General features: G+C 67.3%; 23 protein-coding genes and 1 pseudogene. 12 read left to right on the forward strand and 12 right to left on the reverse strand.

Annotated features, from left to right (window positions below; all coding sequences use genetic code 11):
- Positions 1 to 151 precede the first annotated feature (151 nt).
- From A5646_RS11095 to A5646_RS11105, 3 genes are all read left to right on the forward strand, one after another.
- Positions 152 to 1,111, forward strand: a complete 960-nt coding sequence (locus tag A5646_RS11095; RefSeq protein ID WP_067021707.1) for an alpha/beta hydrolase — start codon at positions 152 to 154, stop codon at positions 1,109 to 1,111.
- A gap of 222 nt (positions 1,112 to 1,333) precedes the next feature.
- Positions 1,334 to 2,476 carry an acyl-CoA dehydrogenase family protein gene (locus A5646_RS11100; protein WP_067021734.1) on the forward strand — a complete coding sequence of 381 codons (1,143 nt, stop codon included), beginning with the start codon at positions 1,334 to 1,336 and terminating at the stop codon, positions 2,474 to 2,476.
- Between the two features lie 10 nt (positions 2,477 to 2,486).
- Entirely contained in the window at positions 2,487 to 3,731 is a 1,245-nt protein-coding gene (locus A5646_RS11105; protein WP_066866603.1) for an acyl-CoA dehydrogenase family protein, read from the forward strand.
- On the opposite strand, the gene A5646_RS11110 is transcribed toward A5646_RS11105, so the two are convergent.
- Positions 3,728 to 5,695, reverse strand: coding sequence for a SpoIIE family protein phosphatase (locus tag A5646_RS11110; protein WP_067021710.1), 1,968 nt, complete (start codon positions 5,693 to 5,695; stop codon positions 3,728 to 3,730). The two genes, A5646_RS11105 and A5646_RS11110, sit on opposite strands and share 4 nt — an antisense overlap.
- Before the next feature lie 261 nt (positions 5,696 to 5,956).
- Between A5646_RS11110 and A5646_RS11115 the strand changes: the two genes are divergently transcribed.
- Genes A5646_RS11115 through A5646_RS11125 form a run of 3 tightly spaced genes read left to right on the forward strand, consistent with a single transcriptional unit; the run spans position 5,957 to position 8,282 of the window.
- Positions 5,957 to 6,457, forward strand: coding sequence for an oxidoreductase (locus A5646_RS11115; protein ID WP_067021712.1), 501 nt, complete (start codon positions 5,957 to 5,959; stop codon positions 6,455 to 6,457).
- Positions 6,458 to 6,469: 12 nt separating this feature from the next.
- Positions 6,470 to 7,960, forward strand: coding sequence for a molybdopterin-dependent oxidoreductase (locus A5646_RS11120; RefSeq protein WP_067021714.1), 1,491 nt, complete (start codon positions 6,470 to 6,472; stop codon positions 7,958 to 7,960).
- A gap of 1 nt (position 7,961) precedes the next feature.
- Complete coding sequence (locus tag A5646_RS11125) at positions 7,962 to 8,282, forward strand: hypothetical protein (protein ID WP_066866611.1); 321 nt, start codon at positions 7,962 to 7,964, stop codon at positions 8,280 to 8,282.
- Here A5646_RS11125 and A5646_RS11130 read toward each other — a convergent pair.
- From A5646_RS11130 to A5646_RS11140, 3 genes are all read right to left on the reverse strand, one after another.
- Positions 8,233 to 8,598 (reverse strand): hypothetical protein, encoded by a 366-nt coding sequence (locus tag A5646_RS11130; protein ID WP_066866614.1) that lies wholly within the window; start codon positions 8,596 to 8,598, stop codon positions 8,233 to 8,235. The genes A5646_RS11125 and A5646_RS11130 overlap by 50 nt on opposite strands.
- A 62-nt stretch (positions 8,599 to 8,660) precedes the next feature.
- Complete coding sequence (locus tag A5646_RS11135) at positions 8,661 to 9,866, reverse strand: amidohydrolase family protein (protein ID WP_066866616.1); 1,206 nt, start codon at positions 9,864 to 9,866, stop codon at positions 8,661 to 8,663.
- 77 nt (positions 9,867 to 9,943) lie between these two features.
- Positions 9,944 to 10,975 (reverse strand): hotdog fold thioesterase, encoded by a 1,032-nt coding sequence (locus A5646_RS11140; protein WP_067021716.1) that lies wholly within the window; start codon positions 10,973 to 10,975, stop codon positions 9,944 to 9,946.
- A 311-nt stretch (positions 10,976 to 11,286) separates the two neighbouring features.
- On the opposite strand from A5646_RS11140, the gene A5646_RS11145 reads away from it, so the two are divergent.
- The 3 genes from A5646_RS11145 to A5646_RS11155 are packed head-to-tail and all read left to right on the forward strand — an operon-like array spanning position 11,287 to position 13,661.
- Positions 11,287 to 12,258 (forward strand): metal-dependent hydrolase, encoded by a 972-nt coding sequence (locus A5646_RS11145; RefSeq protein ID WP_066866655.1) that lies wholly within the window; start codon positions 11,287 to 11,289, stop codon positions 12,256 to 12,258.
- On the forward strand, positions 12,255 to 12,443 hold the full coding sequence (locus A5646_RS11150) for a ferredoxin (protein WP_066866620.1): 189 nt from the start codon (positions 12,255 to 12,257) through the stop codon (positions 12,441 to 12,443). The genes A5646_RS11145 and A5646_RS11150 overlap by 4 nt, the downstream gene beginning before the upstream one ends.
- Positions 12,444 to 12,446: 3 nt before the next feature.
- Entirely contained in the window at positions 12,447 to 13,661 is a 1,215-nt protein-coding gene (locus A5646_RS11155) for an NAD(P)/FAD-dependent oxidoreductase (RefSeq protein WP_066866622.1), read from the forward strand.
- On the opposite strand, the gene A5646_RS11160 is transcribed toward A5646_RS11155, so the two are convergent.
- The 5 genes from A5646_RS11160 to A5646_RS11180 all read right to left on the reverse strand — a co-directional run bounded on the left by A5646_RS11160 (position 13,658) and on the right by A5646_RS11180 (position 19,600).
- Positions 13,658 to 15,163 carry a class I adenylate-forming enzyme family protein gene (locus tag A5646_RS11160; protein ID WP_067021718.1) on the reverse strand — a complete coding sequence of 502 codons (1,506 nt, stop codon included), beginning with the start codon at positions 15,161 to 15,163 and terminating at the stop codon, positions 13,658 to 13,660. The two genes, A5646_RS11155 and A5646_RS11160, sit on opposite strands and share 4 nt — an antisense overlap.
- A gap of 82 nt (positions 15,164 to 15,245) precedes the next feature.
- Entirely contained in the window at positions 15,246 to 16,181 is a 936-nt protein-coding gene (locus tag A5646_RS11165) for an acyl-CoA dehydrogenase family protein (protein WP_067021720.1), read from the reverse strand.
- A complete protein-coding gene (locus A5646_RS11170; RefSeq protein WP_197497882.1) occupies positions 16,178 to 17,335 on the reverse strand; it encodes an acyl-CoA dehydrogenase family protein in 1,158 nt (385 codons plus the stop codon). Before A5646_RS11170 ends, A5646_RS11165 begins: the two co-directional genes overlap by 4 nt.
- Entirely contained in the window at positions 17,332 to 18,423 is a 1,092-nt protein-coding gene (locus tag A5646_RS11175) for an acyl-CoA dehydrogenase family protein (protein WP_197505167.1), read from the reverse strand. Before A5646_RS11175 ends, A5646_RS11170 begins: the two co-directional genes overlap by 4 nt.
- A gap of 106 nt (positions 18,424 to 18,529) precedes the next feature.
- Positions 18,530 to 19,600 carry an acyl-CoA dehydrogenase family protein gene (locus A5646_RS11180; protein WP_067021722.1) on the reverse strand — a complete coding sequence of 357 codons (1,071 nt, stop codon included), beginning with the start codon at positions 19,598 to 19,600 and terminating at the stop codon, positions 18,530 to 18,532.
- 75 nt (positions 19,601 to 19,675) lie between these two features.
- Here A5646_RS11180 and A5646_RS11185 point away from each other — a divergent pair, with 75 nt between their 5' ends.
- A complete protein-coding gene (locus A5646_RS11185) occupies positions 19,676 to 20,536 on the forward strand; it encodes an LLM class flavin-dependent oxidoreductase (RefSeq protein WP_067021724.1) in 861 nt (286 codons plus the stop codon).
- Positions 20,537 to 20,539: 3 nt separating this feature from the next.
- On the opposite strand, the gene A5646_RS11190 is transcribed toward A5646_RS11185, so the two are convergent.
- Both A5646_RS11190 and A5646_RS11195 read right to left on the reverse strand, forming a co-directional pair.
- On the reverse strand, positions 20,540 to 21,256 hold the full coding sequence (locus tag A5646_RS11190; RefSeq protein ID WP_067021726.1) for an SDR family oxidoreductase: 717 nt from the start codon (positions 21,254 to 21,256) through the stop codon (positions 20,540 to 20,542).
- Positions 21,257 to 21,274: 18 nt separating this feature from the next.
- Positions 21,275 to 22,096 (reverse strand): FadR/GntR family transcriptional regulator, encoded by an 822-nt coding sequence (locus A5646_RS11195; RefSeq protein WP_066866638.1) that lies wholly within the window; start codon positions 22,094 to 22,096, stop codon positions 21,275 to 21,277.
- 100 nt (positions 22,097 to 22,196) lie between these two features.
- Here A5646_RS11195 and A5646_RS11200 point away from each other — a divergent pair, with 100 nt between their 5' ends.
- Together A5646_RS11200 and A5646_RS11205 are read left to right on the forward strand one after the other, a co-directional pair.
- Positions 22,197 to 24,584, forward strand: a complete 2,388-nt coding sequence (locus A5646_RS11200; RefSeq protein ID WP_067021728.1) for a CoA transferase — start codon at positions 22,197 to 22,199, stop codon at positions 24,582 to 24,584.
- A 17-nt stretch (positions 24,585 to 24,601) separates the two neighbouring features.
- Positions 24,602 to 24,793, forward strand: a complete 192-nt coding sequence (locus A5646_RS11205; RefSeq protein ID WP_066866641.1) for a ferredoxin — start codon at positions 24,602 to 24,604, stop codon at positions 24,791 to 24,793.
- A gap of 19 nt (positions 24,794 to 24,812) precedes the next feature.
- On the opposite strand, the pseudogene A5646_RS11210 reads toward A5646_RS11205, so the two are convergent.
- Positions 24,813 to 25,208, reverse strand: a pseudogene (locus A5646_RS11210) (cytochrome P450); the annotation flags it as partial.
- Positions 25,209 to 25,290 lie beyond the last annotated feature (82 nt).

A 25,290-nucleotide genomic window follows, 5' to 3' on the forward strand; every position in this document is an offset into this window, starting at 1 on the left:
CGCACTGCGACGCCTGGCACGTTCCCCCGCGACGAGCACCGCGTGTGTCGACCCCCGAAAACGCGGGTCTACCTTGAAGATGGTTTCCGGTAAGGCCTACCTTTCGAAACCGCCGATGAGCCCGCCCGACGAGCCCGAAAAATGAGTGGACATGACACAGACGAATCTGGCCCGGCCACACGGCCTCACTCGCATCGATCCGGTGCTGCGCGACGCCGCCGTGGCGTTGGGTGCCTTCGAATTCCGCGCCGAGACGCTTCCGGCCGAGCGTGAACACGCCAACCTGCTGGCCACCCAGCGCGCCGCGTCGGCCGACACCACCGGCGTGTCCGTCGACTCCCGATCCATCGCCGGCCCGGACGGTCAGCAACTGGAGCTGCGGTTGTATCGCGGCCACACCGAATCCGCCGCGCCGGTGGTGATCTACGCCCACGGCGGCGGGTTCGTCACCGGAAACCTGGAGACCGACCACGCGCACTGCGTGGAGCTCGCCCGTGACGGCGGCTGCCTGGTTGTTTCGGTCGACTACCGGCTCGCGCCGGAACATCCGTGCCCGGCGGCGCTCGACGACGTCGAAGCGGCCTTGCGCTACGCGGTCGACAACAGCGCGGAGCTGGATGCCGACGCCGCCCGCATCGCGGTAATGGGCCGCGACGCCGGTGCGGCGCTGGTCGCGGGACTGACCCAGCGCATGTTCGACCAGGAAGGTCCGGCGATTCTGATGCAGATCCTGCACCAGCCGATGCTCGATTCCGACGCCACGCCCTCGCGTCGGGAATTCCAGCGGACCCCCGGCCTCAACGGTCCGGCGGTGAGCCGGGCGTGGAACCACTACCTCGGCCACGCCAGCGCCAACGGTCAGCACGTGCCGGCGCACCGCGCCAACCTCGAAGGCCTGCCGCCGACGTTCGTCAGCTGCTCCGAGATCGATCCCTGTCGCGACGAGGCCATCGACTACGCCAACCGGCTGTTGCACGCATACGTCCATACCGAATTGCATGTGATCGCCGCGACCTTCAACGGCTTCGACTCGATGGTGCCGGATTGGATTGTTTCCCAGGAGAATCGGGCGCTGCATGCGCAGGCCCTGCGCCGCGTGTTCGCCATGTAGCGCAGCCGCGCCCCGGTGATGCCGGGCGACGAGGCGGACTCACCGGAGGGCGTGCCCGTCCCAATTTTTACCGACTGAGCTCCGGTATCTCTTACCGTATTGCGCGTTGCTAACATCAGAAACGCCAGCCAACCGAGGACCGATCGGGCGGATGATCAAACACTCAAACCGTTTCCGTTGCAGCCGCAGCGATCGAATGTCAAGAAGGATCCCCTCGGCACCATGACGACCCTCGACTCTCCGGAGAAGATTCTTTTCACCTCGACCACCCAGGCCTTTTTGGACAAGGAAGCGCCGCTGCGCCGGGTGCGGGAGCTGCACGCCGAGGGCACCTCGTTCGACCCCGCATGGTGGCGGCGCGCCGCGGAGCTCGGCTGGACCGCGCTGTTGGTCCCGGAGGAGTTGGGCGGCGGAAGCGTGTCGGGGAACGGCTTCGCCGACCTGGCCACGGTCGCCGAACAACTCGGGAAGACGGTGGCGCCAGGGCCGCTGTATCCGGTCAGCGCCGTGCTCGCCGGCCTTGTCGAGTGCGCAAATTCCGGCGAGCACGCCGACACCATCGAGGCGCTGGTCTCCGGTGAAACCGTGGCGTCGTGGGCGGTGTGTGAGCCGGGGCAGGGTTGGGCACCGCTGAATCCCTCGGTGACGGCCACCGAGACCGACTCCGGTTACCGCATCGACGGCAGCAAGGACCGCGTCGAGGCGGGCGCCCAGAGTGCGGTGCTGCTCGTGGTGGCGCGCAGCGGCGCGCAGATCCGTCAGTTCCTGGTCCCGACGGACGCCCCTGGCGTCCGGATCGAACCCCAGCAGTCGGTCGATCTGGTCAAGCAATACGCCCGTGTGCACTTCGACGGGGTCGTGGTGCCGCACTCCGCGGCCGTCGGCACCGCCGACGAGGCGGCGGTGCTCGTCGAGCGACAGAGCCAGATCGCTCAGGTGCTGCAATGCGCCGAGGTGGTCGGCGCTTTGCAGACGGTGTTCGACTTCACCGTGCAGTGGGCACTCGACCGGCACACGTTCGGTCGTCCGCTGGCGTCCTACCAGGCCCTCAAACACAAGTTCGCCGACATGAAGCTCTGGCTGGAAGCCTGTCGCGCCACCACCTCGGCGGCCGTCGCCGACGTGGCGGCCCGCGCGCCGCAAGCGAACCTGTCGGCCAGCATCGCCAAGTCCTACGTGGGAGAGATGGCGGGCCAGATCGTCCAGGCCTGTGTGCAGATGCACGGTGGTATCGGTGTCACCTGGGAACACGACCTGCACCTGTACCTGCGTCGAATCACGTTGTACCGCAGCATGTTCGGCACGCCGGAGGAACACAATCTGCGCGTGTACGAGTTCGAGAAGGCGGGTCGTTCGGCGAAATGATGAAGACGAGATGACATCAACCGAGTCTGTTGCGCAGTTCGCCGCCCGGGCCAGGGCATGGCTTGCGGCCAACATGCCCGCCATCGACCGCGAGGCCCCACCGGCCGCGCTGCGTGACGACGAACGGTCGTGGTTGCGGGCCCGGGAACTGCAAAAGCGGTTGTACGACGGCGGGTTCGCCGGGATCTGCTTCCCCCGCGAGTACGGCGGCCTCGGGCTGGACTACGAATACCAAAAGGCCTTCGACGTCGAATCCCTCGACTACGAGATGCCGTTGATCCTCAACACCCCGACGTTCACCATCTGCTGCGCCACGCTGCTCGACACCGGCAGTGAAGACCAGAAGAAGCAGCACATCGCCGCCGCGCTGCGCGGCGAGGAGGTGCTGGTGCAGTTGTTGAGCGAACCCAGCGGCGGATCGGATCTGGCCGGCGTCCTCACCCGCGCCGAGCGCCGCGGCGATCGTTGGATCATCAACGGCGCCAAGACCTGGAGCACGAGTGCGTTCGCCGCCGATTACGGCCTGTGTCTGGCCCGCACCAATTGGGAGGTACCCAAGCACGAGGGCCTGACGATGTTCCTGGTGCCCATCGCGCATCCGGGAATCACGTTGCGGCACATCACGATGCTCAGCGGTTCCAGCGAATTCTGCGAGGAGTTCCTCGACGGTGTCGACGTGGGAGACGACGCCGTCGTCGGCGAGGTCAACGGCGGCTGGGCGGTGGCCTCGCGGCAGCTCTACCACGAGCGCCGAGCGGTGGGGCAGGGGTCCGAGTTCGCCAGCGGCGGTGGCAGCGAGGGCGGCAACGCGATTCCGGTCGACTACGTGGCCCTTGCGGAGAAGACCGGACAGGCCGACGACGAACGCGTGCAGGAGATGGCCGGTCGAGCCATGGTGCACCGCGCGGTGGCCGAGCAACTGATCGGTCACGTGTACCGCAGCGTCAGAGACGGCGCGCTGCCGCCGGCCGCCGGGACGCTCATCCGGCTGTTTCACTCCGAGACCACGACGACCGATGTCGACACGGCGCTGGCGATCGCGGGAAGTGCCGGAGTCGTCGGGGAACCGGGCGCCGGACTCGAAACGGGTCTGCGCTATTTGTCCCGGCAGACCGTCGCCATCGGCGGCGGCACCACCGAGATGGCCCGCAACGTCATCGGCGAGCGGGTGCTGGGCTTCCCCCGGGAATACGCCGCCGACCGCGGGGTGCCGTTCAACCAGGTGCGGCACGGCGACAGGGCCGACCGGGCTTAACCCTCGGCGACGAGGTTCTCGGCGAGGCCGCTCACCACCGGGATCTGGACCAGTGACAAGACATGGTGTGCCGGGCTGCCCGGCGGGGCCACCAACACGTATTCACTGCCTTGCCGCTGGGCCCGCCCGCGGGCGGCGGCCAGTGCGCTGACGCCCGCCGATCCCAGGTGGGTGACGGCACTGAGGTCGACCGTCAATGGTGCGACGCCGGAACGGCTTTCGACGGCGATCTGACGGTCCAGGATGGATGCGGTGTTCGAGTCGACGTCGCCGCTGACGACGATGCGGCCCGGTTCGCTGACCTCGGATGCGAATTCCGCGTTGAACGTGCGCCGCTCGGCCGCCCGGCTGATCACGGAATCGGTGACGAAACTCGCCGGTCGCGAGAGTCGGTGCGTCAGACTGGCGGTCGTTCCCTCGGCTCCGTGGCGGACGTGCGCCTCCGACACCAGGGCCTCGGCCATGGCGAGGCCGCGACCACGCCCCGTCTCGCCCTCGCGGTGATCCTTCCACCGGCCGCGGTCGCTCACCGAGGCGTGCAGGCTGCCATCGCCGGACAGCGTCGCCTCCACCACAACGCCGTCGGTGACCTCGGTGGCATACCCGTGCTCGACCGCGTTTTCGACGAACTCCGAGATCGCGTGCACCACATCGGAGATGTCGTCCGCGTCGGCGCCCACCTCCGACAACCATTGGCGCAGGCGGGTGCGTACCATGCGCGCCGCACGGATCGTCGCGTCCAGTGTCAGGTGCAGCGGCGCGGGCGGCGTCCGGCGTTGTGCCGCAAGGAGTGTCACGTCGTCGCTGTAGCCGGTCGACCGCAGCAGCAATTCCAGTGTCTCCGAACAGATGCGGTCGATCGCCCGTTGCGAGGATTCGATGACGAAGCCGCGTTGTCCGCCGGCGATGTTCGCGGCCAGCTCGGCGAATTCGGCGGTGCTGGCGCCCAGTGGCCGGCCGGGTCTTTCGATCAAACCGTCGGTATAGAGCAGGATCGAGTCGCCCACGTCGAGGAATTCGGTGCGCACCGGAAAACCGGTGCCGCTGCCGAGTGGTCCCGCGCCCGACGGCTCGAGATAGCGCGCGGTGGCGTCCGCCGTCACCAGCAGCGGCGGCGGGTGTCCCGCGGTGCAGTACCGGAATTCGCCGGCGGCGAAGTCCAGGGAGCCGACGCAGATTGTGGCCGTGTTGGATCCGGGGACGTGCTTGCGGAATCGGTCGACGGCCTCGAGCGCTTCGGCGATCGGATATCCCGCGACGACCTGCATCCGCAGCGCGGTGCGCAGTTGCGACATCACCGCGGCCGCTTTGACGCCATGGCCGACGACGTCACCGACGACGAGCACCAGCCGGTCGCCGAGGGGTATCGCGTCGAACCAGTCGCCGCCGGCCGCGGTGTCCTCCGCGGCGACGAGATACTGTGCGGTCACGTCCGCGCCGGGAGTGACGGGCACCGAGGGTGCCAGCAGTGCCTGCTGCATGACGGTGGCGGAATCGCGGACGTTGCGGTACCGCTCGGAGAGTTCCTCGAGGCGCGCTTCGTCGGCCATTCGCGTCTGCACGCGGCTGGTGACGTCGACGAAGGCGAGCTGCACGCCTTCGATCGAGCCGTCCTCCGCCCGGCGCGGCGTGACGATGAAGTCGAAGAAATGTTCCTGTGCCTGCCCCGCGCCGTCGAAGTCGGCCTGGACCCGCCATTCCGTGCCCGACTGTGGCTCGCCCGTTTGATATACCCGGTCGAACATGTGCAGGATTTCTTGGCTCTCCAGCTCGGGATAGATGTCGCGCACAAATAGCCCAATGGAGTCGATTGGCGGACTGAGTGTGCGGTACGCCGCGTTGACCGCGACAAATCGGTGGTCGGGCCCCTCGAGCCCGACCAACAGCGCGGGAACGTTCTCGAAGACGCGGCGCACGTCCTCTGCCGCACCGACGGTTCTGTCCCAGTCTTTTTCGGCCACCATCTGGCCGTCCTCCTAGCAGCCCCGAGCGGCCCGCCAACCAAGGGCCGACTCGAAAACCGGGTCAATGGGTTGACCCAATTTGCACACGTAGTTGTTCACATTAGCAATGGTTCTTGGCTGCGTAATGCAACGGTTTGGTTACCGCTGTGAATTGTGTCGGCTAAATCGGTTGGCAAATGCAATTGACGTCTGCGAAGATCGCGGCCCTTGACGCGTAAACGGCTCCGTTTGCGGCCGGTTTGGCGCGGGTACCTCGCTGTCGTGGCCGATCTCGTGGCTCGACGCGCGACGGCGCTCTGGCGGCGCCTGCTGACGTCACCAGTGCTCACCTTGAACGGCTGGGTGGCGTTCAACCTGCCCCGTGCGGTGACCGCGCTGGGCGGGGCGTTGCTGACGGGCCTGGTTGCGGTGCATGTCTACGTGCTGGCCAGCCGGCCGTACCTGCCCGGATATTTCGCCGCGTACGTCGCCGTGTTGGCGGCCGCCTGCTTAATCGCCGCGAGCGCCATGCTGATCGGGATCAAACCCTCAGTGCCCCAAGGCGGTTGGTATTTCGGCAGCCTGATTTGCTCGGCCTTTCTCATCGTGTATGTCCTCACCCGGTGGATCGGCCCGCCGGGATTGGAAGCGGTGACCGCCCGATGGGACTTCGCGCCGGGAACGCTGGCGATGGTGTGCGCGGCGGCTTTCATCGCCGTGCACACGACCGTGTTGTCGGGCATCAACGTGGCCTATCCGCACAGCCAGCAGTGGTATGACTGACGGAGCCTGGGCATGACGACGTTGGACTATCCGGTATGGCTGCGCATCGATCATTGGCTGAACGTGCTTTTCGTGACGCTGATCCTGCGCAGTGGTCTCGAGATCCTGGCCACCCACCCGAAGTTGTACTGGCACGACGACAGCAAGCCGGGCTCGGAGTGGGCCCGCTTTACCCGAAAGGTCATGCCGCGGGACAGGATCTACGACACCCTTGACGAAGAAGAGGACTACAGCCCGTTCATCTCGCTGCCCGGCCGCGCGCAGCTGGGCGTGGGCCGCCACTGGCACTTCTTCGTGGTGATCGGCTGGATCCTGCTGGGCCTGTCGTACTACATCCTGTTGTTCGCCACCGGCCAATGGCACCGCTACTGGCCCTCGTCATGGTCGATTTTCCCCGAAGCGTGGGACGACATCGTCACGTATCTGTCGTTCAACCTTCCGCCGGTGCTGCCCGGCGAGCCGCTGGACGCCATGCAGAAGCTGACGTACGCGGGAGTCGTCTTCATCCTTGCGCCGTTTCAGATCCTGACCGGGGCCGCTCAGTCGCCGGCGATCGAGGCGCGGTTCCCGTGGTACGTGCAGATGTGGGGCGGTCGCCAATGGGCGCGCAGCTTGCACTTCTTGGGTCTGGTCGCCTTCCTGGTCTTCATCGCGATTCACCTGTCGATGATTTTCTTTTGGGGTTGGGGCCGGCTCACCGCGGCAATGATTTTCGGCGCCGTTCGCAACACCTACTGGTCGACCGCGATCTCACTGATGATCATTGCGGCGATCATCGGCATCCATGTGGCGGCCACGATTTGGAGCCTGCGCAACCCGCGGTCCGTGCAGCGGGTGCTGGGGGCGGTGGTCACCGCCACTCGTCGTCTGCTGTTGCGGCCGCTCAATTCACGACAGAACTATCCGGCCCACAAGATCTCAAAGCAGCACCGCGTCAACGGAAAGCCGCCCACCAGCACGGAATACAAGGTGATGGCGGTGCACAACTTCGTGGACTGGCGACTGCGGGTCGGTGGACTGGTGGAAAACCCGGTGATCCTGGACCTGAGCGCGCTGCGGGCCCTCGCCGAGTCGGAAACCCAATGCGTGATGCACAATTGCGTCCAAGGTTGGACCAGCATCGGCCAGTGGACCGGAGTCCATCTGCGTCAGCTGGTGGACTTGGTGCGGCCGCTGCCCCAGGCGCGCTACGTCTGCTTCCTGACCATGCAGGACAACAGCACCGACGAGCCGGCGTCGCACGGCGGAGGCCAATTCTACGAGGTGCTTGACCTCGAGTTCGCCGACAAGCCGCAGACCCTGCTGGCGTACGAAATGAACGGCACGCCTTTGCCGATCCAGCACGGCGCGCCGTTGCGTCTGCGGGTGGAAACCCAAGTGGGATTCAAGATGGCCAAGTGGATCAATCAGATCGAGTTCGTCGAGGACTACGCCGGCATCGGCATGGGTACCGGAGGCTGGCGCGAAGACCGCGTGTACTACGACAAGGACGTGGAAATCTGAGATGACCGACACGGCGACCGAGGGGGTCGGGGTACGTCCCGAGCTGATCAGCTTGGATTCGGTGGCCCGACATCGCGTCCTGAAGCAAGTCACCGCCAAGGGCGGACATTGTGAAGCCTGCGGCGCAACGGATTTCGCCGTGGGCGACGCCCTCTACCTGGGTTACCTGTTTCTGAATGAGGACGCCGACGCCTACCTGGTCGCGCTGACCTGTCGCAATCCGGACTGCGCGAAGCCACGGACCGCGATCAGATTGTCCGACAAGGACTTTCTCACCTACGCGCCAGGCGCCACGGACGCTTCCAAGCATGACCCCCGCTAGCCTGGCCCTCGTTGGATCCGGGAAGCTTCGGCCGGGTCAGATCGAATCGCTCTATCAGAGGCGATAACTCGCGTAGCTGATCGCACAGCGAACCGAACCGCCGCTGATCGTCCTCGCCGAGTTGGCCCAGCGAACTGTAGTGCGCCACGCGCGGCAGCCGTCCCGCGAGGGCGGTGCCCCACCGGATGTTGAGGTCGTAGACCTCTTCATCGTCGACGTCGTCACGCTGTCCGAGTCGCTTGAGCGCGTCGATCTGCTCGGTGAGAAACGCGACGTCGTCGTCGATATTGACCGGCGTCCCATCGTGCGGTGCCACGCCTCGACGAGTACCCAACGTCGGCCCCGCTACACGGGCCCGGCGAGCGGTCAGTTAAGCGACTACGCCGAGACCGGCTTCTTGGCGGGCGCCGAGACCTTCATGAGCTTCATCAGGTTGCCGCCCATGATCTTTGCCTTGTCCTCATCGCTGAACTCGGCGAGTTCGTCGACGAAGGTGATCGGGTCTTTGAGGCCCTCGGGGTGCGGCCAGTCGGATCCGAAGACCACCCGGTCGGTGCCGACCATGTTGACGATCTCGGTGAACCGGTCCTCCCAGAACGGGCTGACGTAGACGCAGCGCTTGAACGTCTCGATCGGGTCCTCGGCGAAGGCCTGCGGCATCTTCTTATAGACGCCCTTGAGGCCCTTGAACAGGTTGGGCACCCAGTCGGCGCCGTTCTCGATGGACAGGATGCGCAGGTCGGGGTTGCGGGTCAGCGCGCCGTGACAGATCAGGGCGCCAAACGCGTCCTCGATGGGGCGGTGACCCATGGCCAGGCTGCGGAAGGCGGTCGGCTTGAAGGGCAGGAATTCGTCGCCGGGTTCCCAGATGTTGAGCAGCTCCGAGTAACCGCTGTCCGAGGCGTGCATGGAGACGGGGATTTCGGCGCGCACGCAGGCCTGCCAGAATGGGTCGAACTCTTCGAGGCCGAACGACCGGCTGCCGCGGTAACCGGGCACCGGCGCCGGGCGGACCAGCACCGTGCGCGCGCCGCGCTCGAGGCACCACTGAAGCTCCTCGAGCGCGCGGTCGACGATCGGCAACGTGATCACCGGGGTGGCGAAGATGCGGTCCTTATAGTTGAACGACCACTGCTCGTACATCCACTCGTTGAGCGCGTGGATGACGTCGTGGGTCATCTCCGGGTCGTCCTTCATGCGCTCTTCGACCAGGCTGGCCAGGGTCGGGAACATCAGCGCGAAGTCGATGCCGAGCTCGTCCATAACCTCCAGGCGCGCACTCGGTTCGCGGAAGGCGGGGATGGCCTTCATTGGCTCGCCGAGGATTTCGCGGTAGCTCTTGCCCTGTGAGCCGTTGCGGAAGTAGTCCTCCTGTGCGCCCGGGCGAGCCACCACTTCGAACGTCGGGTTCGGGATGTATTCGCTGATGTGCCCGCGCACCACGATCTTGGTGCGGCCGCGTACCTGGACGTAGTCGATGACGTTTTTGCGCTTTTCCGGCAGGAATTTGGTCAGCGCTTCCTGCGGCTCGTACATGTGGTTGTCCGCGTCGAAGACGGGGAAGGGCAGTTCCCGGGACGGCATGGCGATCTCCTAGCAGAAGTCTCAATTCTCACCTGTGGTAACGACGTTACCACTTGTGCGCAACAGGGTGTAGCGATTCAGCCGTCGACTCGCAGCCCGCCCGTCGGGGTGTCGCCGTTGATGACGGCGAAATTCACGGTGGCCGTGGCGCGCAGTTCGTCGTCTCCGTCGCCGTAGATGTCGACCTGCATCACCATCGCCCGTCGTCCGGACCGCAGCATCGTGGGCACCGCGAAGGCCGCCCCCTGCCGGACCGGCCGCAGGTAGCGGATGAACAGATCCGCGGTGGTCATCGTGGTGCCCGGCTGCAGGTAGTCCAGCCCGAATTGTCCGCCCGCCACGTCCACGAGCGTGGCGATCAGGCCGCCCTGCAGCGCGCCGGAGGTGTTGACGACCGCGGGGCTGACCGGCATGGTCATGGCGAATTGGCCATTGCGGGTCGTGGGGCGCATGCCGATCTGGCCGAACAGCTCGGCCAGCGACGGGGCGGTCGACTCTTCCTCGGTGTCGCGGATGCCCAGGGCGCGGCTGCAGAAGTCGTACAGCTGGCCGGCGTCGACCGGCGTTCCGTTCAATTCCGAACCGAGCCAATGCAATCGCTGCGCACCCATCATCGTCTGCATGACGATGGCGGCCGCCGCGCCGACGTCCAATCCGGGGTTGAAGACCCCCTCGGTGATGCCTTGCCCGACGATGTCGCGAATCAGTCCGTGCAGGGGAGAGAGCACTCGGGCGTATTCGCGCGGCCGGGTCTCGGCCAGGTGCTGGTTGTAGAGCGTCAACGCGCGGTTGAGGCTGTCCTGGGTGCTCGATTCCGGCTGCTGGCTGAGTCGGTCGATCAACAGCTTCAGCGCCGAGGTGCTGTCCAGTGCCGTCGTCTCCGCGCGCCACGTCTTGACCGATTGGGCGATGGTTCGGTCGAACAGGGCCAGCAGCAACTCGTCCTTGCTGCTGAAGTGTTGGTAGAAGGCGCGCAACGACGTCTTGGACCGTGCGACGACCTCCTGCACGGTGAAGTCGGTGCGTCCCGTTTCGCCCAGTATCGCCACGGCCGTCTTGATGAAGCGGTCGCCGCGCGTGATCTCGATGTCGTCGCCGGGGTCGGCCATGAGCGAGTGGTCCCCTTCCATTGCGCGCTGCTCGCGCCATGAGAATGAGGTTACCGCGCCTGGCAACCTATCCCTTGATCGAAGACGATGGCGGGTCTCGACAGCGAATTCTCAGGTGCTTGGCACCGCAGGAGCGAATAGCCGGCCGCCGGTGCGGGTACGCGCTCAGTGAACGGCTGTACTCGGCGAAGTGCGGCACTCAACGGGGGCGGTGAAACGCGACGGGGGTCGAGGTTCGACTCGCAAGTCGACCGCTCCTTGGAAAATCGACCGGCGCGCCGCGGTTGGCCGAGGGAGGAAAGGGTTCGGAGATGCCAGAGGTCCAACTTCACCACGAGGGACATCCGAAGTATCGACGGATGGTTCGATTCGACTGGTCGGACACCCCGCTGCACTGGGTGCCCGGCGACCCGTTCTCGACGCACATGATCAACGTGTTGCATCTTTTGCTGCCCGAGGGTGAGCGGCACTTCATCAAGGCGGTCCTCGAAGCGTCGTCGCTGGTCGATGATCCCGAGCTGGAGGCGGCGATCAAACCGTTCATTCAGCAGGAGTCCTGGCATGCATGGGCGCACCAGGTGGTGTTGGACCATCTGGCCGAGCAGGGCATCGATACCAAGCCGTACACCGACCGGCTCGGCAGGTTGTTGTCACTGACGTTGGGTGATCCGCCCAGGTGGTTTACGCCCGCGATGAAGCGGTGGTGGCTGTATCGACGCCTGGCCGATGTGGCGGCGCTCGAGCATTACACCGCGATGTTGGGCCAGTGGGTGCTGACGAACCGAGGCCTGGACTATGCGAAAGCCGACCCGATGATGCTCGACCTGCTGCGCTGGCATGGCGCCGAGGAGGTCGAGCACCGCTCGCTGGTGTACGACGTGTTCCAGCATGTCAGCGGCAACTACTGGATCAGGGCGTTCTCGATGTTCTTCACTACGCCGTTGTTCATCGCCTGGTGGGTCGCAGGTGCCCGCTACCTGATGGCCCAAGACCCCACGATCGACCAAAAGTGGCGTTGGCGCGACTGGTTGTGGGCCGCCCGCGAGTACCGGTTGCCAGGCCCGTGGAAGCTCATGGTGACAACGCCCGTCCGGTACCTGCGGCCCAGTCATCATCCCAACGATGAGGCGTCCACGCAGATGGCGGTCGACTACCTGAACTACTCGCCGGTGGCGAGAGCGGCTAAGGAGCGCGCGCGCTCGCAAGCGAAGTCGGGTGGTCCTGACAGTTCTCGAGGCACCGAAAGTTCCACCGGTGCGGCAAGAAAGGCCGAGGTCCGATGAAGGTTGTGGTGGATCTGGACACCTGCGATGGAAATGGCGTGTGCATGAGCATCTGCCACGAGGTGTTCGACGTGCGAGAGGACGGACTCCACGTGCTGCAGGAGCAACCGCCGGAGTCGTTGCGGGACAAGCTGGTTGGGGCCGAGGTGTCGTGTCCCACTCGGGCGATCACGGTGCAGGACTGACCGATGCCCACAGATCAGCTCAGGCAGGTTGTCGTCGTCGGTGCGGGCGTTGCCGGGACGCGGGCGGCGGAGACCCTGCGACAAGAGGGGTATGACGGTGACTTGACCATTGTGGGCGCCGAACGCCAGGCCCCGTACCACCGGCCTCCGCTCTCGAAGAAGTTGCTCACCGGCGAGGTGCACAGGGCCGGCGTCGACCTCGCGCCCCAGTTCGAGCTCGATGCCCGCGTGCTGCGCGGAGCTTCGGCGCTCAAGCTGGACATGGCCGCGCGTACGGTTCACGTTCGCGACGAAGATCACGACCTCGCTGTGCAATTCGACGGACTGGTCATCGCCAGCGGCGCGGTGCCGCGCGAGTGGCCGGGCGGGCCGGTGCCCGACGGCGTGCTGACGTTGCGCACGGTCGAGGACTGCCTGGGGATCCGGGAAACACTCGGCGCGCGCCCGCGGGTGGCCGTGGTGGGCGGCGGCTTCATCGGCGCGGAGGTGGCCGCCAGTTGTCGATCCCTGGGCCTGGACGTGGTCCTCATCGAGAAGGCCGAAAACCCGCTGCTCGCCGCATTGGGCAAGGAGTTGGCGCCCTACTGGGCCCAATTGCACCGTGACCATGGCGTGGACCTGCGGGTCGGCGCGGGTGTCGACGCATTCGTCGGCAACGGGCGGGTCGAGGCCGTTCGGCTCAGCGACGGTTCGCAGGTGCCGGCCGATCTCGTCGTCATCGGCCTTGGCGTGGTTCCTGCGACCGAGTGGCTGGACGGCACGGGACTGCGGGTCGACGACGGAGTGGTCTGCGATGGCACGGGCGCGGTCCAAGGCGACGCCGCGGGCGTCCCGGTCGTCGCGGCCGGCGACGTCGCGCGCTGGTGGCATCCGCTCTACGAGCGCCACCTGCGCACCGAGCACTGGGACGACGCCGGACGTCAGGGTGCGGCCGCCGCCCGGACCCTGCTGGCCGGCCTCGACCGCGCGGACACCTACGACGAGCTGCCCTACTTCTGGTCCGATCAATACGACGTCAAGGTCCAGATGCTCGGCGTACCAACAGGATACGATGCGCTGGAATTCGTCGAAGGCGATCCCGACTCGTGGGAATTCGTTGCCGCGTACGGCCGTAACGGCCACACCATCGCGGTGCTGGGAACGATCCCGGGTCGCGTGCATGCCTACCGCGGAGCCATCGAGAAGCGGGCCCAATTCCCGCCGTTGCCGCCGGACTAGCCGCCCCGGGCCGCGATCATCGCCGAGCGGTTGACCTTGGTCGCCGCGGTCCGGGGAATCGCATCGACGAACTCGACGGTCTTGGGCGCTTTGTAGGGGGCGAGGCGGTTCTTCGCGTACTCGATCACTTCCAGTTCGGTCAGTGGCGCGGCCCCGTCGGAGTCGGCGCGCTGAACCACGGCGTGCACCCGGCGCCCCCATTGCGGGTCGGCCAGGCCGATCACGACGACGTCGGCGATGCCGGGGTGTCCGGCGAGCGCCGACTCGACTTCGGCCGGAAAGACGTTGGCGCCGCCGCTGACGATCATGTCGACGCGGCGGTCGACGATGTAGAGGTAGCCGTCCTCGTCCAGGTGGCCGATGTCGCCGGCGGAGCGGAACCCGTCCTCGGTCGACGGCAGCGGCGGCGCTCCGCCCAGATAGCGGTATCCGGCGCTCATCGGCGCCCGCAGGTACACCTCACCGTCTTCGCCGGGACCCAGCGGTCGCTTGTCGGCGTCCAGAATCCGGATCTCGGTGTCCCGGAATCCGCGGCCCACACTGCCCGGGTGGGCTAGCCATTCGTCGCCGCGCAGCGCGGTGAGCCCGAGGTTTTCGGTCATGCCGTATGCCGTCACGATCTGCTCGGGACTGAGCAGATCGAACCAGGTGTGCAACAGCGACGGCGGCATCACCGCGGCGCCCTGCAGGATGAACACGATGCTGGACAGGTCTCGCTGCCGCACGTCGGGTCGGGCCGCGATGCGCGCCAGCATGGTGGGCGTGGCGGTGAAGTTGGTGATCCGGAACCGCTCGATGACATCGAGAACCAGTGCCGCATCGAACTTTTCGAGTATCACCAGATGGTCGCCACCCAGCATCATCAGGAAGGTGGCGAAGCCGTTGGTGTGATACATCGGCGCGGGCACCATGATGGTCTGCGGCTGGGCCACCGGTGTCCAGTTCGACAGGAACGGTTCGCCCTGCTGTGGGATCCACAGCGAGGGCGCCAGGTTGAGGATCACCTTGGGCACGCCGGTAGACCCGCTGCTGCAGATCCCGTTGGCGGTGGGGGAGACGGCGACCGGCAAGGCGCCATCGGGTTCGCCGGCCGCGCTTGCGTCGAGTTCCCAGCGGCTCTGTTCGTCGACGACCACGGCGGGGTTGATGACGTCGCGCACCCGGTCGCGTTCCCACTCGGGAAGATCCCAGTGCATGGGGACGGGCACCGCGCCGATCTTCCAGCATCCCAGCGTCGCCAGCACCAGATGCTGGGAGTTCGGAATGGCCAGTGCTACAAGTGAACCCGTTTGCGCGCCACGGCCGGCCAGCGCACGACCCCACTGGTTGGCGCGGGCATCGAGTTCACCGAAGGTCAGCGAGGCCGCGCTGCCGTCGAGCGCGACGATCGTCACGGCCGAATCGTCGCGCCGTTCTTCGGCCAGCTGCCGCAGTTTTACCCCGAACGGGATGCCCTCAGCGAACGGATTGGGCGTCACCGCGGCGGCGGGGGATTGGCTCATCTGCGCCGCTCTCCTCCGCAAGCGGGCGGGGGTACCTCCCACATGTGGGGGCGTGCCGCCGCTGCATCGTCACCGGCGCGGGTCATGCCGATACCGGCTCACTGAACAGCGTCTCGAAGGACCCGTCCGAGACGCAGGGGACCAGGCGCAAGGCCAGTTCCTCGGTGCCCAGCGGCAACCGGATCAGCGGCTGGGTGTGCCGGTCGAGGACGCTGACGTCGGACTCGTCGCAGAAACCCAGGGCGCCGAGTAACTGGTGCGACGTGCGCATCACCTGTCGTGCCGTGTCTGCGGCCTTGAGCCGAAGAATCAGGGCGTCGGCCGAATGGATCTGTGCAGCAAGCGATTCCGGCCGGCAGATGGTGAACTTCGCGAGTTCGTGCAGTCCGCGGACCGCGACGGCGGCATCGGCGACGGCGAACCTGACGGCCTGGAAGTCGGCGAGCGGCTTGCCGAACTGGATCCGGGCGCGCACGTGCTCGGTGACCACCCGCAGCGATTGCTGCACCGCTCCCAGAATCCGCCATGATCCCAGCACGAGATGAAGGTTAACGTCACCGGCGGGCACGCTTGCATCGGGTGCGCTCAAGGTGGCCGGAACCAGGAACGGCCCCAGCTTGGCGCCGGTCCGCGACCCCGGCTGGGGCCGATAGCGATTGCCGTCCAGGTCCGCGGCGACCCACTCACCGGCCAGATCGCCGTGGTCGATGCGCGGGGCTTTCGGATTGACCAGGGTCAGGCGTGCGCCGTCGATCGCCAGCAGCTCCTCCACCAACGGATAGGGGAGCACGGTGGCGCCGGCGGCCTGACACAGCACCGCCGCGGCCAGCAGGTCGTCCGGCTCCGAGCGCACGTCGAGCTCGAAGGCACCGACGTCGTTGAGCGCGGTGCGCGCCGCATTCCGGATGGTGTCGTCGGTCTCGGCGCGCAGCGCGGCCGGCGGTCCGCCCAATCGGGTCAAACGCTTACCCGCGACGGCCGCGAAATCGCTGATGTCTTGCGGCAGATCGGTTTTCACCTGTGTTCTCCCAATACGTCTCGTGCCACCAGCATGCGTTGGACCTCGATGGTGCCCGATGCCACCGTGGCCGCCTGCGCGTAACGCCAATGGTCTTCGATCGCTCCGTGCAGCGCCGCGGAGGTTCCGCTGTCCAGCGCCGTGGGGCCCAGCACGTCGAACAGCAGCTCGGCGACGAGTTGATCGCACGTGGTGGTGATGATGCGTGCGGCGCTGGCGGCCGCCCCGGCCGCCGGATCGTCCTGCAGTGACACGGCGCGATAGGCCAGCAACCGGGCGACCCGCAGGTCGACGAGGGCGCGCACCCAGCGGGTGCGGATCGTTTCGGGAAGCTGGTCCCAGTCGTCGCCGAGTTGGGCGCGCATCCGTTCGAGCAGCGATTCGCAGCGCGCGTAGCGCGCGATGCCCACCCGCTCGAACGCCAGGGCTTCGCGCATCACCCGCCAGCCGTCGCCGACCTCGCCGAGCACGTCGCCGGGATACGCCTGCACGTCGTCCAGGAACATCTCGTTGAGGTGGTGCGGTCCCAGCATCGACGGGATCGGCCGGACCGTGAATCCGGCCCGGTCCATCGGAATGAGAAAAAGGGTGAGCCGCTTGTGCTTTGGGGCTTCGGGATCGGTGCAGGCCGCCAGCACGCACCAGGACGCCATCAGCGCGTACGACGTCCACACCTTCTGGCCGGTGATGCGCCACCCGTCGCCGTCGGCAACGGCGCGGGTGCGCAACGACACCAGGTCGGTGCCGGCCTCCGGCTCGGAAAAGCCCTGGCACCAGATCACGTCCCCGGAGGCGATGGCCGCCAGGTGCTTGGCCTTTTGTTCGGCCGTCCCGTACCGCATGAGCGCGGGCCCGACCCAGTTGATCCCCATGTACTGCGGACCGCGCGGTTCGTGCTGCGCCCACATCTCCTCGCGCAGGACCGTCTGCTGCCAGACCGAACCACCACCGCCGCCATGCTCTTTCGGCCACGCCAATGCCAGCAGCCCCTCGGTGGCCAGGAGCTTGCAGAACGTCTCGGTGGTGGCGAGGTCCTGCGGGTTTTCGGTGCAGGCGCCCAGAAAGTCGGCGGGGATGTGGTTGGCAACCAGCTCGCGCAGGTGGCTGCGCAGTTGCCCGGCGTCGTCGCCGAGGTCGTAATCCATTGTCGTCATCCCTTCGGCAGCCCGAGCAGGCGCTCGGCGATGATGTTGCGCTGGACCTCCGACGTCCCGCCGTAAATGGTCGCGGCCAGCGCGTCCTGGCGTTCGAACAGCAGATCCGGGTCGGTGGCCGAATCCGGGCCCGCCGCGGCCGCACTGAGTTCCCAAACCCGCTGTAAGGTCAGCGATCCGAGCAGTTTCATGGTGTCGGCTTCCGGGCTGGGCCGGCCCGCCAGTTCGTTGCCCAGGGCGCGGTAACCGGTGGCCCGCAATGCTTCGGCGTCTGCCAGCAGTGCACCGAGTTCGGCGTAGGCGTCGTGGCTCGAGGCCGCGGCGTCGCGCACCGAGTCGAGCCCGCGTTTGATCTCAACCCAGTTCATGATCCAGATCATCTGGCGTTCGTGGTGCAGCGACGACATGGCGACGTGCCAGCCGCCGTTGAACGGTCCCAACAGGTTCTCCGCCGGCACTGCGACGTCGTCGAGGAAGACCTCGCAGAACGTCTCATCGGAGATCGACGACATCCGGATGGGTTCGATCCTGACCCCGGGCGACTGCAGGTCGAGGATGAGGCACGAGATGCCACGGTGTTTCGGCGCGTCCGGATCGGTGCGGGCGTAGAGGGTGCACCACCGCGACAGGTGCGCCTGGGTGGTCCAGATCTTGTGGCCGTTGACCCGGAACACGTCGCCCTCGCGCACCGCGCGGGTGCGCAGGCCGGCGAAATCCGACCCCGCTTCGGGCTCGGACATGCCCAGCGCCCACCACTCGTCGCCCCGCAGCAGCGGGACGAGCAGACGCTCGATCTGGGCGGGTGTGCCGAATTGCCGGATGCCCGGCGCGGCGACGCCGGGCCCCGCGATGTTGGGGAGCTTGGGTGCCGACCGCAGTGCCGCCTCGATTCGGACCTCCATGGCGTCGCGCAGGCCCAGCGATCGGCCGCCGTGCTCGCGGGGCCAGGTCGGCTGCAACCACCCGGCCTCGAATGAGGCCCGCTGGTAATCGCGCCGCAAACTCAGATCCCAGCGGTATTGCCGATAGTTCGCGTAGTAGTCGTCGGGCAGAAACTCCGCCAGCCACGCGCCGAATTCGTCCACCACGACACTCACCGGCACCGCTCCTGCTCGTCGCGGCGTCCCCCGCAAGCGGGCGGGGGTACCTCCCACTTGTGGGGGCGTGCCCCCGCTGCATCGTCGCCGGTGCGACTCACGCGGCACCCCCACAGAATCGGCGGCCCACCTCGTAATACAGGGCGCGGCTGTCGCCCAGCAGGGCGGCGCCCTGCCAGGCGCGCCTGACGTAGAGGTGGGCGTCGTGCTCCCAGGTCTGCCCCAGGGCGCCGTGCACCTGAACGGCCGTGCGCGTGCAACTGGCCGCCGCATCGTTGGCCGCCGCCTTGGCCAACGCCGCGGCGGTCCACATGTCGGTCGAGGGCGTGTCCGGTTCGGCAAGGCGCGCCGCCGCGGCGTAGGTCAGGCTGCGGGCGCGTTCGATGCTGACGTAGTTGTCCGCCAGTGCGTGTTTGATGCCCTGGAACGCACCAATCGGCTGGCCGAACTGGCGCCGTGACTTCGCGTACTCGACCGAGCGGTGCAGCGCGGCGCTCGCCACGCCCAGCAGGTCGGCGGCCGCGGCCACCCAGGGCGCCGTCAATGCCGAATCGAGGTCGGCGGGCGCCACCGCGACGGGCTCGGCGTCGATCTCGACGCCGGCCAACGGGTGAGCGGGATCGGTGGATTCGGCCGCCGGCACCGCGGTGACGCCGTCGCCGCAGCGCGCGACCGCCGCCACGGTGTCACCGTCGTCGCAGCGGGCCAGCGTGACGACGAGCTCGGCGCGCGACAGGTTGGGGACGGCAATCGCCGTGCCGCGCAGGCGTCCTTGGCGCAGTGTCATGGGCGCCCCGGGCAGTCGGGATCCCTGGGCGTGAACCGCCAGCGTGGCCACGACACCGCCGGCGATGTCGGTCAGCACCGCGTCAAGCCCGGTGTTGCGCAGCAGGCCCGCGGCCAGACCTACGCTGCCCAACAACGGAATTGGGGCCAGCGCCGCACCGCATTCCTCGAGAACCAGGGCCAGCTCGACCGGTCCGTAGTCACCGACGCCCGGGGCGGCCAGCTCGGTCCAGCCGAGGTCGACGACCGTCTTCCACAGCGTGCGCCAGCGCTCGGGGTCGGTGATCGCTTGACGCGCGGCATCGGGTGGACACTCCGTACGTAATATGTCGCGTACGGTGTCGCGCAGCGTCAGCTGCTCCGAGTTCAGCCCGACATCCATAAGACCTCTAACATAGTAAAGATAATAAACTAGCCGTGCCGTCGCAATCGCACGGATCCGACGTAGAGGTGGCGCGTGGCCGAGTGGTATCTGTTCCTGCCCCAGGTGAGATTGTCGGCGGCCGACATTGCGGACCGGGCACATCAGGCCGAGGCCAGCGGTTTCGATGGAATCGCCTTCATCGATCACCTGGAGGCGCCCGGGCTGCCCGACGAAAGCATCTGGGAGGCAATGGGCATTGCCAGCTGGGTGGCGGCCAAGACCGAGCGCTTGCGGATCGGGCATCTGGTGCTGTGCGACGCGTTTCGGCACCCTGCCGTGCTCGCCAAACAGGCCGTCACGTTGTCCGAGGCGTCGGAGGGCAGGTTCGAGCTGGGCCTCGGCGCGGGATCATGGCCGTCGGAGTTCACCAGATTTGATGTCGGCCAACAGGATCCGCGGGCGAGGGTCGAGCAACTCGGCCGGCATCTGAGATTGCTCAAGCAGTACTGGGGCGACGGCGACGAGCGAAACGGCCCGGCCCCGCAAGCGCCGCCGAGATCTCACCCGATACCGCTGGTCCTGGGTGGGAGTGGACCCATGATGATGGAACTCGTTCGCGAGCACGCGGATTGGTGGAATCTACCGGCGCACCAGCTCGACCGGCTGCCGAAGCTCGCCGGGGCCGCGGGGACGGCCCGGATGTCGATTCAGCAGATGATCGGCTTCGTGCGGTCCGGTGGTGATCCCGATAGCGTGCGCGAGGTCAGCATCCGGCGATTCGGCAACCTCGGATCGGGGCTGGTCTGCGGCGACGCCGACGAGCTGATCGGACACTTCACTGGTTTGGCCGCCCAGCGGGTAGAGCGGTTCTACGTATGGTTCGCCGACTTCGCCGCCCCGGAGTCCTTGCACGAGTTCGGCGAATCGGTGATCAAAGCCTTTCCGGCGCCGTAGGCCTCAGCCGCGTTTCGCGCGGCGCCGGGCTTCGGCCGGCACGACCGGCGGTCGCGCGAACGGGCCGCGCTCCACGGCCGACAGCCGGATCTCCGGCAGATCGACCGACGGGTCGACGGTGTCCAGCCAGGCGACCGCCTCGGCGACGTCCGCGACCTGAATCGCATACATCTCGAAGGGGACGTCCTGCAGCATCTCGGTGGCCACCGGGCCCGGCGTGACGATATGCACGCTGATGCCGTCGCGGTCGACCTCGAGCGCCAGGGCTCGCGCGAACGCGTTCATCCCGGCCTTCGACGCGGAGTAGGCGGTGCGGGCCGGCATCGGCTCGTGTGCGGCCGACGACGAGATGAACACCAGCCGCGAGCCCGCCGACATCTTCGGCAGGACCGCCGAGGTCACCACGAAGCACGAATCCAGGTTGGCCGACATGATGGCCTGCCACTGCTCGAAGGTCTGCTTGCGTGCGTAGGTACCCCCGAGCGCGCCGGCGGCGTGAACGACGAGATCGATCGCCGCCAATGTGCTTAAGGCAGCGGAAAAGTTGCTCGGGTCGGACGCGTCGGCGACGATGTGGCGGGCACCGATCTCCTCGGCGGCGGCCCGCAGCGGGGCCTCGCGGCGCGCCGAGAGGACCACGTCGTAACCGCGCTCAACCAGCTTGCGGGCACAGCCCTTTCCGATCCCGCCGCTACCGCCGGTGACCAATGCGGTTCGCATGACCGTGCAGGCCGCCCTTCAGGAGTGCCGAATGTCTCGCGGCCGCGACAACGCCTGCGGGGAGAGCGCGTAGATGCGCTGGTCGTGCTGACCGGACAGGACGTAGGTCTGCGTGTCGGCCAGGTGCCGGCCCGCGATGCGGCGAGCCCGATCGACGTTGCCCTCGGCGATCGTCTCGGTGAGCTTGACGTGGGTGTTGAGCACCGCGCGGCGCTGAGTGAGCGACGGGTAGGTGCCGCGGGACGCGCTCTCGTCGGCCCACTGTCGTTCGTGGCTGCTCCACAGTGTCTCGAGGCTGCCGACGACCGCGATGATCGTGTGATTGCCGCAACCGCGCACGACGTGGTCATGGAACTCGCGCCCGATTTCGGTGAAAAGCCTTCCATCGTCCAGGTTTTCGGCCATCGACTCGTTGATCCGGGTGAGTTCGGGTACCAAGGTGCTCGCCCGGTCCGGCCGGCGAGCGGCCAGGGCGGCGCAGGCGGGCTCGAGTTCCTGCAGGGCCATGCCGAGGTCGGCGAGCTCCACGGACTCGCTCTGCAACAACAACCCGAGCATGTAGGCGGCGCTGGTCTTGGCCGGGGCGTGCACGACGGCGCCGCCACGGTTGCCCCGCCGCACCGAAACCAGCCCCTCGGTCTCCAGAATTCGCAGGGCTTCGCGCAGCGACACCAAGCTCACATTGAATTGTTCGACGAGCACCTCTTGACGTGGCAAGAGATCACCGTCCGCGAGTTCACCGTCGATGATCTGACGGCGCAACTCGTCGGCTACGATTTCGGCGATCCGCGGCGCCGACAGCCGGCGCCGGGCGTCGGGGCCAATTCCCAAGGCGGTCATCCGATCCTCAAAACACAAGCAACTCGCTGGCTTAGCTATTTTAACAGTAATGATATAAATAGCTTCTCTGGTCGCATGCCGATCGGAAGGGCGGGTGTAATTGAGCGAGCGGGCCGACAGCCGGCCGACACCGCTACACGATTTGCGTGTCGTCGAGATCAGTGACCGGATAGCGGGCAGCTACTGCGGGAAGCTGCTGCTCGACGCCGGCGCGCAGGTGCGCAAAATCGAGCCGCCGCAAGGGGATTCGTTGCGGAGCTACACCGCCAGCGGGTCCCCGCTTGCCCAGGGGCGCGCCGCCCCGTTCTTCAGCTACCTCAACGCGGGCAAGCGCAGCATGACGTTCGCTCCGGACTCACAGCGCTACCGCGACGAACTGGCCGGCGCCGACGTGATCGTCGTCACCGCCGGCCGGGCGCGCGCCGCGGCGCTGGGCATCGACCCGGAACGACTGCTGGAACACTCGCCGCGGGCGATCATCGTCACCATCTCCGACTTCGGCTGGACCGGACCTTACGCGGACCGGGCCGCCACCGAGTTCACCTTGCAGGCGTGGGCCGGCTCGCCCGGCTTCCGCGGCGACCCCGCCGGTCCGCCGATCGCCATCGGCGGCGATCTCGGCGAGTACATGGGCGGCGTGTTCGCCGCCTTCGGCACCCTGGCCGTCCGGCGCCGCGTCGAGCGCGGCGGTCCCGGCGAGCACCTGGACCTGTCCATGCTGGAAGCGCTGACCACGATGCAGAGCAGCGAATGGCTGCATTCCCAGCTGCTGTGCGTCCCGCCGATCGGGCGCACCACCGAGGTCCCCTCGATCGAACCCGCCAAGGACGGCTACGTCGGGATCACCATGGTCACCGGTCAACAGTGGCTCGATTTCGCCGCGATGGTGGAATGTCCGCAGCTGGAGGAGATCGAACAGCTGCGGTTTCAGATCGGCCGGTGGCAATACCGCGACCTGATCCGCGAACAGATCCGTCCCTGGCTGGCCGAACGGACCGTCGCGGAGATCGTCGAACTCGGACAGCTGTTCCGGCTGCCGATCGCGGCGCTGGGCAACGGTGCCACCATCCGGGAGTTGGAGTACGTGCGCGAGCGCGAAGTCTTCGTCGCCAACCCCGCCGGGTTCGATCAGCCGCGGCCGCCCTGGCTGATGGCGGCCTGCGCACCCAGACCCGTGGGTGATACGCCCCTCGTCGGCGAAGCGGATAACGAGTCCCCTTGGCGCCGTTCGGAATTCGAAGAGGAGCCGGAGCCCGACGGGCTGCCGCTGGCCGGTGTCCGTGTCGTCGACCTGACCGCCTTCTGGGCCGGGCCCGCCGCAACCCACCTGCTGGCCGCCTTCGGCGCCGACGTCGTCAAGATCGAGTCGATCCAGCGTCCCGACGGCATCCGGTATTCGGGCGGGATGCGCACCGACGTGGACGACTGGTGGGAGTACGGCTGGGTGTTCCACGCGATGAACACCAACAAGCGTTCGGTCACACTGGATTTGGGGTCCGAGCGGGGCCGCGGTCTGTTCACCGAGCTGGTCGCCGGCGCCGACGTGGTGATCGAGAACTTCTCGCCGCGGGTGATGGAGCAATTCGGGCTGACCGACGACGTGCTGCGCAAGGTCAACCCGAAACTGGTGTTCGCCCGGATGCCGGCGTTCGGCGTCGAGGGGCCGTGGCGCGAACGCGTCGGGTTCGCGCCCACCATGGAACAGATCGCCGGCCTGGCCTGGGTGACCGGCCTGCCCGACGCGCCCCCGGTGACACCGCGCGGGGCCTGCGATCCGCTGGCCGGTGTGCACGCCGCGTTCGCCGTGCTGGCCGCGCTGAGCTTCGCCGAACGCACTCAGACCGGCCAGCTGGTCGAGCTGCCGATGCTGGAAACCGTGCTCAACGCCACCGCGATTCAGGCGATCGAGTCCGAAGTGTTCGGGGTGACGTTGAGCCGTCGCGGCAACCGCGGTCATGGCACGGCGATCCAGAACATCTACCGGTGCGCCGGACCCGACGACTGGATCGCGATCACCGTTCGCGACGACGCGCAGTGGCGGGCGCTGGTGGCGTTGATGGACCGACCGGTGTGGTGCGACGACGAGGAGCTGTCCACGATCGCCGGGCGGCACCGTCGAGCCGACGACATCGATGCCCGGCTGGCGGACTGGTTCATCGGGCGGCCACGCGATGCGGCGGTGGAGCTGTTGGCGGGCGCGGGAATTCCCGCCGCGCCGGTGGTGTCGCCGTCGCTGGTCACCGACAACCCGCAACTGCGCGAGCGCGGCTTTTTCGAGGCATTGCATCATTCGAGCACCGGGCTGGGGCTCTACCCCTGCCCGCCGTTCGCTCGGCTCGCCGGCCAGCAGCGGTGGCTGCTGCGGCCGCCGCCGAAGCTGGGCGAGCACAATGAGGAGGTCCTGCGCGAAAGGTGCGGGCTGACCGACGAAGAGCTGACCCGCCTGGCGACCGGCGGGGTGATCGGGACCCGACCCAAGGGCCTATGAGAAGTGGAGGGCAGCTGATGCGCGTTACGGTCGATGAGAACTTGTGCGAGGCCAATGGCTTCTGCGAATCGCTTGCGCCGGAAGTGTTCGAGCTGGGCGACGAGGACGTCGTGCAGATCGCGGACGGCCCGGTCCCGCCGCGTCTGGAGATCGATGTGCGGGCCGCGGTAGATCAATGTCCTAAGGCCGCGCTGCGGTTGGTCGACTGAGCTTTCGCGCGTAAGTGATTCAGCGCCGCTCGGTCAGCGAGATGGCCATCTCGTCGTAGATCGACATGTTGGTGGTTAGATTCGGATGGGCCACCTTCGCCGGACCGATCTCGATGTCGTCGCAGCGCAGCAGCAGCTCGTCGAGGACCGCGCGCAGTTCGGCCCGGGCCAGCATCGCGCCCAGGCAGTGGTGCGGTCCGCCGCCGCCGAACGCCACGTGCGGGTTGGGCTGTCGGCCGATGTCGAAGGTGAACGGCGAGGGGAACACCTCCTCGTCGCGGTTGGCCGAACGCAGCGTCGACACCACGCGTTCGCCCTTGGCGATGTGCTGGCCGTCCATCTCGACGTCGACCTTCGCGGTGCGCGTCCAATACGCCACCGGTGACGCCCAGCGCAACACCTCCTCGACCGCGCTGGCCATCGGGCTGCAGGCGTTCGTCGCGAACCCCGAGCAGATGGAACGCTATCGCGAGCGGGAAGAGCTGCGGGCCAGCGCG

It is taken from the genome of Mycobacterium sp. 1245499.0 (assembly GCF_001673615.1).
GTDB classification, from domain to species: Bacteria; Actinomycetota; Actinomycetes; order Mycobacteriales; family Mycobacteriaceae; genus Mycobacterium; species Mycobacterium europaeum_A.

What these genes read in the sequence shown, in the direction of transcription:
- A5646_RS11190 (WP_067021726.1), bottom strand. Translation starts at nt 21,256, where the DNA reads ATGCGAACCGCATTGGTCACCGGCGGTAGCGGCGGGATCGGAAAGGGC.
- A5646_RS11100 (WP_067021734.1), top strand. Translation starts at nt 1,334, where the DNA reads ATGACGACCCTCGACTCTCCGGAGAAGATTCTTTTCACCTCGACCACC.
- A5646_RS11170 (WP_197497882.1), bottom strand. Translation starts at nt 17,335, where the DNA reads ATGACGACAATGGATTACGACCTCGGCGACGACGCCGGGCAACTGCGC.
- A5646_RS11135 (WP_066866616.1), bottom strand. Translation starts at nt 9,866, where the DNA reads ATGCCGTCCCGGGAACTGCCCTTCCCCGTCTTCGACGCGGACAACCAC.
- A5646_RS11110 (WP_067021710.1), bottom strand. Translation starts at nt 5,695, where the DNA reads ATGGTGGCCGAAAAAGACTGGGACAGAACCGTCGGTGCGGCAGAGGAC.
- A5646_RS11160 (WP_067021718.1), bottom strand. Translation starts at nt 15,163, where the DNA reads ATGAGCCAATCCCCCGCCGCCGCGGTGACGCCCAATCCGTTCGCTGAG.
- A5646_RS11195 (WP_066866638.1), bottom strand. Translation starts at nt 22,096, where the DNA reads ATGACCGCCTTGGGAATTGGCCCCGACGCCCGGCGCCGGCTGTCGGCG.
- A5646_RS11095 (WP_067021707.1), top strand. Translation starts at nt 152, where the DNA reads ATGACACAGACGAATCTGGCCCGGCCACACGGCCTCACTCGCATCGAT.
- A5646_RS11125 (WP_066866611.1), top strand. Translation starts at nt 7,962, where the DNA reads ATGACCGACACGGCGACCGAGGGGGTCGGGGTACGTCCCGAGCTGATC.
- A5646_RS11145 (WP_066866655.1), top strand. Translation starts at nt 11,287, where the DNA reads ATGCCAGAGGTCCAACTTCACCACGAGGGACATCCGAAGTATCGACGG.
- A5646_RS11105 (WP_066866603.1), top strand. Translation starts at nt 2,487, where the DNA reads ATGACATCAACCGAGTCTGTTGCGCAGTTCGCCGCCCGGGCCAGGGCA.
- A5646_RS11150 (WP_066866620.1), top strand. Translation starts at nt 12,255, where the DNA reads ATGAAGGTTGTGGTGGATCTGGACACCTGCGATGGAAATGGCGTGTGC.
- A5646_RS11140 (WP_067021716.1), bottom strand. Translation starts at nt 10,975, where the DNA reads ATGGCCGACCCCGGCGACGACATCGAGATCACGCGCGGCGACCGCTTC.
- A5646_RS11155 (WP_066866622.1), top strand. Translation starts at nt 12,447, where the DNA reads ATGCCCACAGATCAGCTCAGGCAGGTTGTCGTCGTCGGTGCGGGCGTT.
- A5646_RS11205 (WP_066866641.1), top strand. Translation starts at nt 24,602, where the DNA reads ATGCGCGTTACGGTCGATGAGAACTTGTGCGAGGCCAATGGCTTCTGC.
- A5646_RS11120 (WP_067021714.1), top strand. Translation starts at nt 6,470, where the DNA reads ATGACGACGTTGGACTATCCGGTATGGCTGCGCATCGATCATTGGCTG.
- A5646_RS11180 (WP_067021722.1), bottom strand. Translation starts at nt 19,600, where the DNA reads ATGGATGTCGGGCTGAACTCGGAGCAGCTGACGCTGCGCGACACCGTA.